Source organism: Achromobacter anxifer, assembly GCF_903652925.1.
Lineage (GTDB): Bacteria > Pseudomonadota > Gammaproteobacteria > Burkholderiales > Burkholderiaceae_B > Achromobacter > Achromobacter anxifer.
The window spans coordinates 448,440-463,140 of the sequence record NZ_CAHLAR010000003.1 but is presented as its reverse complement, the minus strand read 5'-3'; the positions used below and the strand labels follow the sequence as shown (position 1 = coordinate 463,140).

Here is a 14,701-nt window from a genome sequence, read left to right as displayed (position 1 = left end):
CGCGCGCTGCCCGCCAGCCGCGCAATCACATGATTTCCTTGAGCAGCCCTTCGTCCCAGACCGTGTCGATCTGTCCGCTCACGTCCTTCGGAATGACGCCCAGTTCGTTGAAGGTCTTGGCCTGCCGGCGCAACTGATCCAGGTCCAGCACGCCGCCCAGCTTGATCAGCTTGGCCGATTCGCGGGTGACGTTCAATGGCAGGCCGGTGTACTTGGAGTAGGCTTCGGCGAACGCCTCGGGATCCTTGGCGAGCCTTTCTTCGGCGCTCTTGTAGGCCCACAGGAAGCACTTGACCGCCTCGCGCTTGTCGCGCAGCGCGTCGCGGGTGGCCGCGAGCAGGCCTAGTTCGGCGCCGACCGCCTTGCTCTGGCTGTACTCCAGGTTCTTTGCGAAGAAGGCGCTGCCGTCGGCGACCAGCTGCGATTCGAAGGGTTCCCACAAGGCCACGGCGTCGACGTCGCCGCGTTGCAGGGACTGGACGAAGGCCGTGCCCCCGCCCTGGATGTTGACGGCGGTGAAAGTGTTGTACGGCACGCCCTTCTCGGCCAGCATGGCGGCCCACTGGAACCAGACGGCGGATCCGGGCGCGATGCCGATGCGCTTGCCCGCGAGGTCCTTCCAGTCGTCCATCTTGACGCCCTTGCGCGTCACCAGGTATTTGGGCGAGGAGGCGACGCCCGACAGGCCGACCAGCTTCTGGCTGCCTTGGGCCAGCGCGATCGCCAGATCGGCGGGGCCGATGCCGGAGACATCCACCGAGCCGGAAAGCAGGGCGGTGCGCGCGTCGGCATAGCGGACGAATTCAACCGGCTTGACCTCCACGTTGCAGGCCTTCAGTTCGTCGGCGACGAAGATGATGGGCGAAAGATGGCCGACCTTGACATAGCCCACCGTCAGGACCTGCTTTTGCGGCGCGGGCGCGGGACGCGGGCCGACTGCGTGGCTGGCCGCGGCATAGGCGCAGAGCGCGGCCGCCAGGGTCATCCTATGGATATGGAGCGTTTTCATGCATTTTCCCCTTGTTGCTTGATAAACACTGCGAGCGGCGCGGCGGCGCCGCGCCGGGAAGGAGCCGGGCGCGCTCGCGCTCAGCTCCCGGTAAAGGCCGGCGGCCGCTTTTCGCGGAAGGCTAGCTGCCCTTCCTGATAGTCCCGGCTGACAAAGCAGGCGCCGACGGCCGTGTTCACTGCTTGCGCGGACGGCGCCGAGGGTTCGCCCGCCAGATGCCGCAAGGCCATCTTGGCGGCGCGCAGCGTCAGCGGTGCATTGCCCGCCACTTCGCCGATGCGCCGGGCGACGGCCTGGTCGAATACCTCGTCGTCATAGACCTCCTGCACCAGGCCGATGCGCGCGGCCTCCAGGCCGTCCACGGTGCGCGCCGTCAGGAACAGGTCGGCGGTGCGCGCCGTGCCCAGCATGTCGCGCATGCGTTGCAGGCCCTCCATCGCATAGCCCAGGCCCAGCCGGCCCGCAGGCATCCGGAAGCGCGAGGCGGGCGTGCAGTAGCGCAGGTCGCATGCCAGCGCCAGCGCCATGCCGCCGCCCATGCAGATGCCGCGTATCGCCGCGATCACCGGCAGGGGGCAGGCGCTCAGGGCGTGCATGGCCGCGGCCACCGCCGCGTCGTAGCGCGCCACCTGATCGGGGTTCTTGCGCTGGGAGGCGAATTCGGAAATGTCGGCGCCGGACACGAACGCGCGCTGGCCCTCGCCCGCCAGCACCACGGCGCGCGCGCCGTCATGCTCCGCGGCCGCGTGCAGCGCGCGCGCCAGGTCTTCCCACATGGCCAGGGACATGGCGTTGTAGCGCGCGGGGTTGACGATGCGCACGCGCACGATGCTGCCGTCGAACGCGATGTCCAGACGGCCGGTAGAGGGGGGAGAGCTCTGGGTCATGTTGATTTCCGCTGCTGCGTCAGATGGCGCGGGCCGCGCGCAGGCGTTCGATGTCGGCATCGCCGTAGCCGGCTTCGAGCAGGATTTCCTCGGTGTGTTCGCCCCAGCCGGGCGCGGTGCGGGCGATGTCGGCGGGCGTCCTGGCCAGGGTGACCGGCTGGGTGATGAGCGTGCGCTCGCCGCCTTGCCACGCCGGGCAGGCGCGGGCGGTCTGCAGGTGCCGCACCTGAGGATCGTCGAACATCTGCGGCACGGAATAGACCGGACCCGCCGGCACGCCCGCGTCGTTCAGCAGCGTCACCCAGTGGTTCACGTCGGCGTGCAGGAAGACGGCCTGGATCTCGCGGTTCAAGCGCTGCCGATTGGCCACGCGCAGCTTTTCCGTGGCGAATTCCGGATCCGATTCCCAGTCCGGCCGTTCCAGCGCGGCGCAGAAGCGCTTCCAGTTGCCTTCGCCGGCGGCGCCCAGGTTGAACATGCCGTCGTTCGCCTGGAACAGCCCCATCGGGCTGCTGGTCGGATGGTCGTTGCCCTCCTGGCGCGGCACGTCGCCGTCATTGAGGTAGCGCGCCGCCTGGAAATCCATCATGGCGATCTGCGCGTGCAGCAGCGAGGCATGGACCCATTGGCCCTGGCCGGATTGCTCGCGTTCCAGCAGCGCGGTCAGGATGCCCAGCGCGGCATACAGCCCGGTGCTGGAATCCGCGACCGCCAGGCCCGCGCGCACGGGACCCTGGCCCGGCAGGCCGGTGACCGACATCAGGCCGCCCATGCCCTGGATGATCTGGTCGAAGCCGGGCCGGCCCGCGTACGGGCCGCTCTGGCCGAAGCCGGAAATGCTGGCGAGCACCAGGCGCGGATTGATCAGGCGCAGCGATTCATAGTCGAGGCCGAGCCGCTGCTTGACGTCCGGACGCCAGTTTTCGACCACCACGTCTGCCTCGGCGGCCAGGCGCTTGAACACCTCCAGGCCTTCGGGCTTCTTCAGGTTGAGGGTCAGCGAACGCTTGTTGCGGTTCAGGTTCTGGAAGTCTCCGCTCCAGCGGTCCGCCGCGAACATGGCCTCGTTGGGATCGACTCCGGGGGGCGGTTCTATCCGGATCACGTCCGCGCCGAAATCGGCAAGCATGCGCACGCAGGTGGGGCCGGCGCGCACGCGGGAAAGGTCCAGCACGCGGAAGCGACGAAGGGCGGGCGAGGCGGAGAGTTGTGGCATGGTCTCGGCTTCAAAGAGTGGATGGAAGGAAAGGAGCCGCGCAGGGATGCGCCTGCTCCACGTGGTGCGCGAACGCCAGCAGGCGGGCTTCCTGTCCGGGCCGGGCGATGGCTTGAACGCTGATGGGGCGTCCGCGTCCATCCAGCCCGATCGGAAAGACGATGGCGGGCAGTCCCAGGTAATTGACGAAGGACATCCAGGAAAACAGGTCGAGCAGGCGGCGTGGTTCGAATTCGGCCGAAGTGGTCAGCACGTGGCGCCAGTCGGGGACGCCGCGCGGCAGCGCGGGTGTCAGCAGCAGATCGGCACGGCGCAGCGCTTGCGCGATGAACCGGCGAGCCTGCGCGCCGCGTTGGCGCAGCGCTTCGATGTACCAGGGAGCGGGCAGGGCCGCGCCGGCCAGCGCGACGGTTCTCGTCAGCGGCGTCAGCGGCGGTGCTTCGGCGCGCAGGGCCGCATGGTGCACGGCGGCGGCTTCGGCGTGCAGCAGCGTGTCCGCAAGCCGGGTCCAGGTCGACAGGTCGTCGAGCGTGGCCGCGGTCCGCGCCGTGCCTGGCGGCAGGGCGTCCACCAGGTCTTGCAAGGCTTGGCCGACGTCGCCGTCCAGCGCCACGGCGGAATTCGGATGTTCCCAGCAGGTCGCGACGCGCCAATCCGCCCGCGCCGGCGCGCCGGCAAACATGGCGGCGCCTTGCGGGAACAGGCGCCGCGCCTGGGCTGGAGCGACCAGGTTTTCCAGCAGCAGCGCCGCGTCGGCGGCGCTGCGCGCAAGAATGCCGGCCGTGTCCAGGCTGGGCGCCAGGGGCGCGATGCCCTGCGTGGGCAGCAGCCCTCTGGTTGGCTTGAGGCCCAGGATGCCGCAGGTCGCGGCGGGGATGCGCACCGAGCCCGCCGTGTCGCTGCCCAGCGAGCCGTAGCAGAGGCCCGCGGCCACGGCGACCGCCGATCCGCTGGAGGATCCGCCCACGGCCGCTTGCGCGTCGAGCGGATTCTGGGGCAGGGGGAAATGCGGATTCTCGCCGGTGGCGCCGCAAGCATGTTCCGCCATGACCAGCGCGGCCAGGGGGAGGCTGCCGGCGCGATCCAGCCGGCGGATCAACGTCGCGGCCGAGGCCTGCGGCGCTGCGGCGCCAGGTTGCGTGCCACAGCCTGGCGCGCGGCCGGCCAGCGCATAAATGTCCTTGTGCGCCAGGCCCACGCCGGCCAGCGGCAACGACAGGTCGGGCAACTTTTCGGGGGGATCGAACAGCGCGCAGCAGCTGTGCCGCGTGTCCGCGGCGAATGCCGCACGCTGTCTGGAAAGGGCTTCGCCCAGGCTGAACTCGCCTCGCAGCAGGGCGGCGCGCAGTTGCGCGATGCCGGCGGGCAGTCCGGCCGGTGTCATGGCCGGGGCTCCGGCGGCGGCGCAAGCCGGATCAAGGTCTTCGCGACGCCGTGCGCCTGCGCTTCGCTGGCGGCGATGCCTTGCAGGGCCAGCAGTTCGCGTACGGCGAGGGCCAATGACGACGCGCCGGCGTTGCCATGTGGGGCTGCTACAGCCTGGTGTGGAGCTGCCATGCCTTTCCCTTGATATGTATTATTTGAATGTTTATAAATATATTTATAGAACAAGGGATAATTTACAGCAACCGAATTTTTATATGTGGAAAGCATGAAAGTCAGTGAACGCATCCGCTTGGCCGTCGAGGAGGACATCCGCGCCGGCGTTTTGCTGCCCGGCGACGCGATCGACGAACAGGAGCTCGCCGCGCGCTTCGGCGTGTCGCGCACGCCGGTGAGGGAAGCGTTGATTCAGTTGAAAGTGCAGGGCATGCTGGCCAGCCAGCCGCGCAACGGCATGGAAGTGGCGAGGATGGACGTGCAGGAGCTGTTGGCCATCTGGGAACTGATGGCGGAAATGGAAGGCGTCTGCACGCGGATGGCCTGTCAGCGCATGTCGCCGGAAGAGCGCCAGGAACTGGCGCGGATCCATCGCGAGGCGGCGGCGCTGGTCGAGGCCGACGATGCCCAGGGCTGGCGCGAAGCCAACCACGCGTTTCACGAAGTGCTGTACCGGGGTTGCCGCAACCCCTATCTGCGGCAGGAGCTCCTGAGCCTGCGCGCCCGCACGGGTGCATATCTGCGCCATGCGTTCAGCGCGGTGGGCCGCGTGCGGGCGTCGTACGAGCAGCACGGCGAATTGCTGGAAGCGATCCTGGCCAATGATCCGGAGCGGGCGCACCTGATGATGATGCGCCACATCTCCCTGGCCCAGGGCGCCAAGGGGTTGGCCGATTTCCTGATCAACCTGCCCCGTTCCATGGTCAAGACCTGAGGCGGCGCGCTCGCGGCCACACGGAACTCAATCCGTCTTCCAGCCCCACTTCTTGAAAATCGCCCGGCCTTCGGGCGCGGTCAGGAAGTCGACGAAGGCCTGCGCCTGCGGATTGGCCTTGCCCTTTTTAGTGACCACGGCGCCCGCGTCCCGGTAGATGCGGTACGGTTCCTCCACCTCGACCAGGCTGGCCAGATCGGGGTTCGACACCAGCCAGATGTTCCAGATCAGCCAGGCGTCTATGGCGGGGTCCTCGGTCCATTGCTTGCGCGCCTGCGCGCTGTTGCCGGCCTCCGGCAGCACCAGGTTGGCGCGGAAGGCGCGGACGGTCTCGATATCGCCCAGCCGGCCTGCCACGTCTTCCCACAGGCCGGTCTGCCCCGCGCCTGACACCGCCATCACCTTGATGCCCGGCTTGAGCAGGTCCTTGAAGCCCTTGATGGCCTTGGGATTGCCCGGGCGCACCAGGATGGCGGAGGGCCGCAGGTACAGCGTGCGCGCCTCGCGCAGGTCGAACACGCCGGGCAGCGCCGAGGCGAATCCGCTCATCATGTTCTCGGCGCCGCTGTAGATCACGTCGGCGTCCTGTTTGGCCTGCTCGGCCCAGGCGGGCGTCGGGCCCGCGGTGACCGTGACGCTGATGCCCTGCGCCTTGCCGAATGCCTCGGCCGCCTCTTTCATCGCGGGGGCGGGGCCGCCCGGCCCGTACACGTTCAGGCCAGGCGCGGCCCAGGCGCTGCCTGCGGCAACGCAGGCCAGCGCAATGCCGCAGGCCAGGGATTTGATCGACTTCATATCAAGCTCTTCCGTTTTGCGCCGATGCGCGCATGCAGAATGCCGAAGGACGGCGCTATCGGCTGGTTGGTCCCAAGGGCGCGCCGCGCGGTCCCGTTGCGCGGCCGGCCTGCCAGGTAGACGTCGAAGGGCAGGCGGATATTCCGCGTCCGGCTGGCAAGGCATGGATTGGCCACGGACGCGGCGCGAGTTTCAGAGCGTTGGACTCCGTTGCCATTCTGTTGCCAAATCTCGTGCAGAATTGCAGCCTTGTCGAGTCTGTCCCCATGGACCACCGCGCAAGATACCGAGTAGGGAAACGTCACATGAAATCCGGAATGTCCGCTGTTCGCCTGCTGTGCCTCGCAGGCCTGTACGCGCTTTCGTCGCCCGCCCTGGCCATCGATTGCGCCAAGGCCGGCAGCGCGGTCGAGAAGCTGATTTGCGCCGATCGCAAGACGGTAGCCGCCGATGCCGAATTGAACCGCGCCTATGCCGCGATCTTGAAGCAGGCGCCCGACAGCGAGATCCGCGCCATGCTGGTGGCCGGCCAGAAGCGCTGGATCGCGGCGCGCGACAAGACGCTGGACATGATGATCAAGGAACCGGACGAGCGGCCCGAAGGCCAGACGCCCGGCGCCATCGCCCGCGATCTCATCCTGGGCCGCGCCGCGGAATTCAAGGCCACGGCCAAAGGCTCCGCCACGCCGCGCCTCATCGACAGCGCGCTGCGCCAGCGGAAATTCCAGGCGCAGTTCAGCGGCGGCAAGTTCGCCGGCTTTTCGACCTCCTGCGACGTGCTGCCGCGCGACTACACCGGCTACAGCTGTTTCGCCACCCGGCATTATCAGAACAAGGACCGCATCTGCTCCGTCGATGAATACTGGGCGACCAACGCCGGCTATACCAAGCGTTATGTCGCCAATGTCGTGAACGGCAAGCCGAAGGTGGTCGCGTCTTGCTCGTTCAGCAGCGCGGACGAGGCCTGCTCCGACTCCGAGGGCCAGGCGAAATGGAATATGAAGCCGCAGCAGCCGGCGGATTTCTCCTATCCGTCCAGCCCGCTGCCCAAGATCGATGGCGAGGTCTACACCGAGGATGATTACGCATGGGCGCAGGCCTGTCTGAGCGCTCCGGTCTATCCGCCGGCCGGAGTGATTTCGGCGCACTGACCGCGTCGGGATGACGCGCCCATGCAAACTCCGTAAGGGCAGGCTAGGTGTGCGTTGCCAGCAAATGAAGTGGTGTTGGCAAGAAATGCAGTATTTTGCGGGTAATGTGTCGATTTGTAAGTGACGCCGGGGCGGCGTGGACAAGCGTCCGCGCGTTTCGGCGGCGCTTGCCGCAGCAGGGAAAAGCGGCTGCAAGAGCGACCTGCAACTTGCGTTTCGGACCGGATCGGCAGCAAGATTTTGAAACGGTCTGGAAGCCCGCAAGCCAAAAACGTCCATTGCGCGAACGTAGAATGCCGCTTTTCATCAGTGCCATCCGGCTGACAGGAACGAATCATGAAGAAAACCATCCTCCTTGCGTCCGTATGCGCCGCGCTGCTGCAAGCTTGCGCTCCGACTTCCTCCCCCCGTGAAGGATCGTCCTCCATGCCCACCACCGCCACCACGCCGGCCAGCCCGGAAGTGCAACTGCCCGCCTACTACTGGCGCCTGGCCTCCGCCACCGACGCGTCCGGCAAGCCCATCGCCGCGCTGCAGATCGGCATCGAGCGCCCGCTGCGCCTGTCGTTTTCGCAGGACGCGCTGAACGTCCGCGGCGGCTGCAACGCGCAGTTCGGCGGCTACACCTATAAGAACGGCGTGTTGAGCGTCGCCAACCTCGCGTCCACGATGAAGGCCTGCGACCAGAGCCTGATGAGCCTGGACGCCGAGATCGGCCAACGCCTGAAGGGCGATCTGCGCGCGACGCTCAGCGGCGATGCGGCCGAACCCGGACTGGAACTGGTTGCCAAGGATGGCAGCGTCCTCAAGTTCGTCGGCGAACCCACGCCCGAGACCCTGTACGGCAGCGCCGGCGAGATCATGTTCCTCGAAGTCGCCGCCAAGAAGACCGCCTGCAGCCACCCGCTGATTCCTGGCTACCAATGCCTGATGGTGCGCGAACGCCGCTACAACGAAGCCGGCGTGCAGCAGCCCACCAAGGACAAATGGCATCCGCTGTACCAGTCCATCGAGGGCTACGACCACCAAGACGGCGTGCGCACCGTGCTGCGCGTGAAGCGCTACGACTGGAAGAACCCGCCCGCCGATGCGCCCAAGCAGGTATATGTGCTGGACATGGTGGTGGAGCAGGACGCGTCGAAGAAGTAAGACGCCAGCATTCCACCCGGCAGCCCTTCTGCGCCCGGCCCCTGGAGACAGCGGCCGGGCGCAGTCATTTCACCCGTCGCAGGCACAATATTGTAAATTATAGTTATTCTCATTTGTGACTGTGCGTCTTCATGGCCGCTTCAGACCCTTCTCCGCGGCACCCCCTGCACACCCTGTACCAAGAGCATCAAGGCTGGCTGCAGGGCTGGCTGCGCAAAAAGGTGGGATGTGCGTTCGACGCGGCGGATCTGGTGCACGACACCTACCTGCGCGTGCTGGCGCGGCGCCAACCTGACGATATCCGCGAACCGCGTTCCTATCTGGCGACCATCGCGCACGGCCTCATGGTCAACCACTTGCGGCGCAGGGATCTCGAGCGCGCCTACCTGGAAACGCTGGCCCAGCTGCCCGAAGCCCAGTCGCCGTCGCCCGAGGCCCGCGCGCTGGCGCTGGAAGCCTTGTACGAGATCGACGCCATGTTGGACGGCCTGCCCGTTCGGGTGCGGCGCGCATTCCTGCTGTGCCAGCTTGAAGGACTGACTCACGCGGAGATCGCCCAGGCGCTGGGCGTGTCGGTCGGGTCGGTTCGGCTGTACATCGCGCGCGCCTTGCGCCACTGCCTGGAATTCGCGCCATGAGCGCCGACGAGTCACGGAGCATCGACCCGCGGGCGCTGGACGGCGCGGTGGACTGGTTCCTGCGGCTGACATCGGGCGCCGTCAGCGACGCGGAGCGGGCGGCATGGCAGGCCTGGCGCCAGGCCGATCCTGAACACGAGCGCGCTTGGCAGCGCACCGAAGTCTTGACGCGCCGTTTCGAGGCGCTGCCCAAGGGCATGCTGCCCGTCCTGGGCCAGCCGCGCTCGCCCGCGCGCAGGGCTGCGCTTGGCAAGCTGCTGGTGCTGATCGGCACCGGGGGGGCCATCGGCTATGCGCAGGTCGACGAAGCCTGGCGCGGCTGGGTGGCACAGTACCGGACGTCGGTCGGCGCGCGACGCGAGGTGATGCTGGCGGACCACAGCCGCGTGGTGCTCAACGCCGCCACGGCCATGGACGTCCTGTTCGATGCCCAGCAGCGGCTGATAGCCCTGCATGGCGGCGAAATCCTGATCGAAACCGCTCCGGACACGGAGCAGGCTTCGCGGCCCTTCATCGTGCGTACCCGCGAAGGCAGCATTACGGCGTTGGGCACGCGCTTCGTGGTCCGGCGCGACGACGGCGTATCGGCGGTACAGGTGCTGGAAGGCGCCGTGCGCGTGGCACTGCGGGGCGCGCCAGCGGACGCGGCACGCATCGTGCCGGCGGGCATGGGTTTGCGATTTACGGGCGGCCACATCGACAGCGCCGAAGCTCTGGCAGGGGATCCCTCCGCTTGGCAGCGCGGCATGCTGCAGGTGGACAGCATGCCTTTGAACGAATTCCTGCGCGAGCTTCAGCGCTACCGCGCCGGCTGGGTCGATTGCGCGGCTGAAGTGGCACACCTGCCCATCTCCGGCGCTTTCCCGCTGGCCGAGCCCGACCGCATTCTGGCGACCGTGGCTGACACGCTGCAGCTCAGCCTGCGCTATCGCACCCGCTACTGGGTGTCGATCGTGCCGCGCAACGGAACGAAGTTGTAACGGCGACTAGTACTTTCCGCGTCTTATCTGGCTACGAGGATAAGACCAATATCTGGAGTGCATGTCATGCCTCGTCAGTTTTCCCCGTTGCGCCCTGGCGTCTCCCTTCCTGCCTTGTGCGCGGCAAGCGCATTCGCGCTGCCGCTGGCGGGGGTGATGGCACCCGCCCATGCGCAGGCGCCCGCCGGACAGGTAAGCGTGGCCATCGCGCCCGGGCCGCTCAGCGCGGCGCTTTCGGCCTATGCCGCCCAGGCCGGAGTCCTGCTGTCGTTCGACCCCGCGCTGACGCGTGACCTGCAATCGCCCGGACTGCGCGGCAGCTTTGGCTTCGAGGAAGGGTTGCGCCATCTGTTGGCCGGCAGCGGCCTGGAACCGGCGCGGCGCGCCGACGGCGGCTATACCCTGCGCAGATTGCCGCAGGGCGAAGTCACGGCCCTGCCTGCCGTGACCGTCACCGGCGCTGGCGACGAAGGCCCCTCCGAAGGCACCGGCTCCTACACCGTGCCGGCTACCAGCGCCGCGACCCGCATGCCGCTGTCGCTGCGCGAAACCCCTCAATCAATCAGTGTAGTCACCCGTCAGCAGATGGACGACCAGAACCTGAACACGCTCGATGAGGTACTGCGCCAGACGCCCGGCATCGCCGTGGACCGGTTGGACGAGCGCGTGCAGTTCACCTCGCGCGGCTTTGCGCTGAACACCATGCTCGATGGCGTTCCCACGCTCTCGTTCAAAACGCCGTCCGCCGAAGCGGGCATGATCAACACCGCCATCTACGACCGGGTGGAAGTCGTGCGTGGCGCTGCCGGCCTGCTCAATGGCGTGGGCGAGCCTGGCGGTTCGGTGAACCTGGTGCGCAAGCGCCCCACGTCGGAGTTCGCGGGGCATGTCACCGCTGGTGCGGGGCGCTGGAATAGCTACAACGCCGAAGCGGACCTGGGCGGCCCGCTGAACAGCGCCGGCACGCTGCGCGGCAGGATCGTCGCAGCCCGCACTGCGGGCGACAGCTTCATCGACTACAAGAAGCGATCCGACGATGTCTTCTACGGCATTCTCGAAGCCGACATCCGGCCCGGCACCACCGTCAGCGTCGGCTACGAACACCAGAAGACCGCCATCGACGGCGCCAACTTCGGCCAGGCGCCGCTGTTCTATAGCGACGGCGCGCGCACGAACTTTCCCAGGTCCTTCAATCCCGTGACGCCCTGGAGCCAATGGGATATGTATACGGACCGGATTTTTGCGACGCTGGACCACCGCTTCGACGGCGGCTGGCACGTCAAGCTGGACGCCAGCCGCTTGAAGAACGAAAGAAAAGCCGCCTGGGGCTACATCCTTGCGTATCAACCCATCGATCCGTCCGGAGCCTCCACCATCGAGCTGCGCGATAACCCGGCGAGCTCCACCAACAAGTCCTTCGACATCTACGCCGAAGGGCCGTTCCAGGCCTTCGGCCAGGAACATCGCGCTGTCCTGGGACTGAGCTACAACCGCTATGTCAGCGAACTCAACCTGAACTCCGCGAACCCCGCCGGCTGGGATCGCCGGTCGGTGAATCTCTATGACCTGCGGGGCGTGCCGCGGCCCGCCATGCCCTACACGTTCTACAACACGTACCTTGACGCGAAGGAAACCGCCATCTACGGTTCGGCGCGCCTGAAGGTGGCCGACCCCGTGTCGCTGGTGCTTGGCGCCCGGACCACCTGGTACGAGGAAAACTCGTCGGCGTACAACGGCCCCGCCAATGCCTGGACCCACAATCCCACCGCAAGGGAAAACGGCGTCTTCACGCCCTATGCCGGCGTGGTCGTGGACCTGAACAGGGACTTTTCGGCCTATGCCAGCTATACCCGGATCTTCATTCCCACGACCTCGCGCGATGCCAGCAACATGGTGCTGCCGCCGCAGACCGGCCAGAACTACGAGATCGGGCTGAAGGGCGAACACCTGGACGGCAGGCTGAATTCGAGCTTTGCGATATTCCGCACCCAGGAGGAAAACGTGGCGGTCGAAGACCCGTCGAGTCCGCCGTTGCCGGACGGAACCACGCCTTATCGCGCGGTCAAGGGCGCGCGCAGCAAGGGTTTCGAGCTCAGCCTGGCCGGCGAGGTGGCGCCTGGCCTGCAGTTGATGGGGGGGTACACCTACTTTGCCAAGCGCGATGCCGAAGGCGCATTGCTGCTGGCGAGCACGCCTCAACGGCTGTTCCGGCTTGCCGCAAGCTACAGACTGCCGGGAGAGTGGAACAAGCTTACGATCGGTGGCAGCGTCAGCTACCAGAGCAGCATCTACTATGACGAAGCGAGTGGCCTGGGCCGTGCCAGCCAGGGCGGCGTCACGTTGTTCGGCCTGATGGCGCGCTATGACTTCAACCGGAACGTGTCCGCTTCCATCAATGTGGAAAACCTGACCGACAAGTACTACTACAGCGGCCTGGGGGGCTACAACGGCTACAACTACGGCACGCCCCGGAACGTCTGGATGAAGGTGAGCTACAAGTTCTGACGGGACAAGCACGGCGGCGATGCACCGGGCTTGCGCCAGGAACGGGCGGGCTTGATGTTTGTCATGCCCGCGCCATCTCTGCGGATGGGACAATCCATCATTGATGGCCATTCCTGTTCGCAGCCATGAATACCTATCCCTTGCTGCTCATCCTGCACCTGCTCGCGGCCTTCCTGTTCGTCGGCACCGTCAGTTTCGAGGTGCTGTTCCTGGAGCCTGTGCACAAGCGCCTGCCGCCGGACGTGCGCCACGCGCTGGGCAGCCAGCTGGCGCCGCGCGTGCGGTCCGTGCTGCCTTGGGCCGTGGTGGTGCTGTACCTGGCCGGCCTGGGGCTGGCCTGGCAACACCGGGGCGCGCTGGCGCATCCGTTCGAATCTTCCTTCGGCATCCTGCTGGCGCTGAAGATCGCGTTGACCCTGAGCGTGCTGGTCCACGTCGCCACCGCCTTGACCCTGGCGCGGCGCAAGCGCCTGACCGGGGCTTTGAGCCGCCGCATGCATGTCAGCGTGTTCTGCCACATGATGCTGATCGTGGTGCTGGCCAAGGCGATGTTCTACCTGACCTGGTAAGCGCGATCGGATGAAGTTCCATCCGGCAGGACCGCAAGGCGGCGGTGCCGCGCGCTAGGACTGCGCAGGCAAGGCCAGCGGTTCGCGCGTGCCGTAGCCTTCTTCGCCATACACAAGCCCGGGCAGCGGAGAGCCGCCGCAGGCTGCCCATAGTTCTTCCACCCACGACATGGCGGTGTCGACGATGACGTCCTGTACGTCGAAGCCGGCTCCGTCCGAGGCGAACAGCGGAACTTCGGGTTCGATGCCGTGTTCCGTGTGGCGGACGTCGAACAGATAGCGATGGCCTTCGATGGCCTTGTTGAGCACGAACAGATCCGGGCCGTCCAGGCTCGCGACCACGGAGAGCGTGCCTTCGCCGTCCTGGTCGGGGAACACCACGAAGTGGATTTCGCGCGCCTTGGGGGGCAGGGCGGCGATCAGGGCCGTGAGCGTGGCGCGGGCCGCGGCGCCGTGGGCGCGCAGGATGCGCAGAAGTTCGGTTTCGTATTCGGATCGGGTCAAGGAAATCTCCGTTATCTGGCCAGCCGTAAGCATTCCATGAAATACGCCGCATGTTCCGATGCCAGCGCCGTGTCGCGCCACACCATGCCCGTGATCCCGCGGCTGCGCATGGGCAGGGGCAGCACCTTGATCATGTGCTGCCGGGCAAAATGCCGCGCCAGCCCCTCCGAGATCGGCAGTATCAGATCCGAGCCGTCCAGCAGCGCCAGGTTGACCAGCACCGACGACGACTCCACCTGTTGCCACGGCGCGGGCTGGTCGGCCAGCGCCAGTTCGTAGTCGATGCGTATCCGCATGGGCGTCGAAGCGCCGGGCGTGATCCAGGGGTAGGCCTGCACGTCCTGCCACGTCACCTTGCGCTTGTTCGCCAGCGGATGCGCCGTGCCCACGGCCAGGCAGATGGGTTCGTCGTACAGCTCTTCGTAGTGCAGGTTGCGCGGCAGCGAGTGCTGCTCCAGGCGTCCGACCAGCACGTCGAAAGAGCCTTCCTGTACCAGCGGCAGCAGATAGTCCAGCGTGTTCTCGGCCAGGCGCAGCAGCACGCGTGGATAGCGTTCGCGGAAGCGCTGGATGCTGGGCGGCAGCAGCACCGGCGCGATGTTGGGCGTGACGCCCACGGCCAGCGTGCCGGTGGCGCCGCGCGCCAGCTGCGCCATGGTGTCCTGGGCCCGGCCCAGCTTGCCCAGGATTTCGCGCGCATGCCTGCGCAGTTCCAGTCCGTAAAGCGTGGGTTCGATGCCGCGCGCGTGGCGGTCGAACAGGGTCAGGCCGATGTCCGCTTCCAGGTCCTTCAGCCACTTCGACAGCGCAGGCTGCGTGATGTTGAGTTCGGACGCGACCTGGCTCAGGTTGCGGGTGTCGCACAGGCGCACCAGGATGGCCAGGTGGCGCAGGCGGATGCGGTGGGTCCAGTCCATGCGGGCGTCCTTAAGGCATAAATACGCGGTTATGGATCGGTAATATTAATTCATTATCAATTTATGT

General features: G+C 66.8%; 15 protein-coding genes. 7 read left to right on the top strand and 8 right to left on the bottom strand.

Translation table 11 applies throughout. The features are described 5' to 3' along the window. Positions 1 to 25: 25 nt before the first annotated feature. From HWY37_RS11370 to HWY37_RS11350, 5 genes are all read right to left on the bottom strand, one after another. Positions 26 to 1,009, bottom strand: coding sequence for an ABC transporter substrate-binding protein (locus HWY37_RS11370; RefSeq protein ID WP_175209196.1), 984 nt, complete (start codon positions 1,007 to 1,009; stop codon positions 26 to 28). Between the two features lie 80 nt (positions 1,010 to 1,089). After that, positions 1,090 to 1,896: an enoyl-CoA hydratase gene (locus HWY37_RS11365; RefSeq protein WP_175209195.1), complete on the bottom strand. Its 807-nt coding sequence runs from the start codon at positions 1,894 to 1,896 to the stop codon at positions 1,090 to 1,092. A 19-nt stretch (positions 1,897 to 1,915) separates the two neighbouring features. Continuing rightward, positions 1,916 to 3,112, bottom strand: coding sequence for a CaiB/BaiF CoA transferase family protein (locus HWY37_RS11360; RefSeq protein WP_175209194.1), 1,197 nt, complete (start codon positions 3,110 to 3,112; stop codon positions 1,916 to 1,918). Between the two features lie 10 nt (positions 3,113 to 3,122). Continuing rightward, positions 3,123 to 4,496 carry an amidase gene (locus tag HWY37_RS11355; RefSeq protein WP_176088655.1) on the bottom strand — a complete coding sequence of 458 codons (1,374 nt, stop codon included), beginning with the start codon at positions 4,494 to 4,496 and terminating at the stop codon, positions 3,123 to 3,125. Then, positions 4,493 to 4,783 carry a hypothetical protein gene (locus tag HWY37_RS11350; RefSeq protein ID WP_176088654.1) on the bottom strand — a complete coding sequence of 97 codons (291 nt, stop codon included), beginning with the start codon at positions 4,781 to 4,783 and terminating at the stop codon, positions 4,493 to 4,495. Before HWY37_RS11350 ends, HWY37_RS11355 begins: the two co-directional genes overlap by 4 nt. Between HWY37_RS11350 and HWY37_RS11345 the strand changes: the two genes are divergently transcribed. Then, entirely contained in the window at positions 4,764 to 5,426 is a 663-nt protein-coding gene (locus HWY37_RS11345; protein WP_176088653.1) for a GntR family transcriptional regulator, read from the top strand. The two genes, HWY37_RS11350 and HWY37_RS11345, sit on opposite strands and share 20 nt — an antisense overlap. Positions 5,427 to 5,453: 27 nt before the next feature. Here HWY37_RS11345 and HWY37_RS11340 read toward each other — a convergent pair whose 3' ends face one another. Next, positions 5,454 to 6,221, bottom strand: a complete 768-nt coding sequence (locus tag HWY37_RS11340; protein WP_176088652.1) for an extracellular solute-binding protein — start codon at positions 6,219 to 6,221, stop codon at positions 5,454 to 5,456. Positions 6,222 to 6,538: 317 nt separating this feature from the next. Here HWY37_RS11340 and HWY37_RS11335 point away from each other — a divergent pair, with 317 nt between their 5' ends. The 6 genes from HWY37_RS11335 (at position 6,539) to HWY37_RS11310 (ending at position 13,213) form a co-directional block, all read left to right on the top strand. Then, positions 6,539 to 7,372 carry a lysozyme inhibitor LprI family protein gene (locus HWY37_RS11335; protein WP_246302262.1) on the top strand — a complete coding sequence of 278 codons (834 nt, stop codon included), beginning with the start codon at positions 6,539 to 6,541 and terminating at the stop codon, positions 7,370 to 7,372. A gap of 426 nt (positions 7,373 to 7,798) precedes the next feature. Then, positions 7,799 to 8,521, top strand: a complete 723-nt coding sequence (locus tag HWY37_RS11330) for an META and DUF4377 domain-containing protein (RefSeq protein WP_217481320.1) — start codon at positions 7,799 to 7,801, stop codon at positions 8,519 to 8,521. Positions 8,522 to 8,652: 131 nt separating this feature from the next. Further along, positions 8,653 to 9,159: a sigma-70 family RNA polymerase sigma factor gene (locus tag HWY37_RS11325; protein ID WP_175209188.1), complete on the top strand. Its 507-nt coding sequence runs from the start codon at positions 8,653 to 8,655 to the stop codon at positions 9,157 to 9,159. Beyond that, positions 9,156 to 10,139, top strand: a complete 984-nt coding sequence (locus tag HWY37_RS11320; protein ID WP_176088649.1) for a FecR domain-containing protein — start codon at positions 9,156 to 9,158, stop codon at positions 10,137 to 10,139. The genes HWY37_RS11325 and HWY37_RS11320 overlap by 4 nt, the downstream gene beginning before the upstream one ends. Before the next feature lie 156 nt (positions 10,140 to 10,295). After that, positions 10,296 to 12,644 carry a TonB-dependent siderophore receptor gene (locus HWY37_RS11315; protein WP_246302261.1) on the top strand — a complete coding sequence of 783 codons (2,349 nt, stop codon included), beginning with the start codon at positions 10,296 to 10,298 and terminating at the stop codon, positions 12,642 to 12,644. A 125-nt stretch (positions 12,645 to 12,769) separates the two neighbouring features. Next, positions 12,770 to 13,213, top strand: coding sequence for a CopD family copper resistance protein (locus HWY37_RS11310; RefSeq protein WP_175209185.1), 444 nt, complete (start codon positions 12,770 to 12,772; stop codon positions 13,211 to 13,213). 54 nt (positions 13,214 to 13,267) lie between these two features. On the opposite strand, the gene HWY37_RS11305 is transcribed toward HWY37_RS11310, so the two are convergent. Next, on the bottom strand, positions 13,268 to 13,717 hold the full coding sequence (locus HWY37_RS11305; protein WP_176088648.1) for a DUF6389 family protein: 450 nt from the start codon (positions 13,715 to 13,717) through the stop codon (positions 13,268 to 13,270). An 11-nt stretch (positions 13,718 to 13,728) separates the two neighbouring features. Next, complete coding sequence (locus HWY37_RS11300) at positions 13,729 to 14,634, bottom strand: LysR family transcriptional regulator (RefSeq protein ID WP_175209183.1); 906 nt, start codon at positions 14,632 to 14,634, stop codon at positions 13,729 to 13,731. Positions 14,635 to 14,701: the final 67 nt, after the last annotated feature.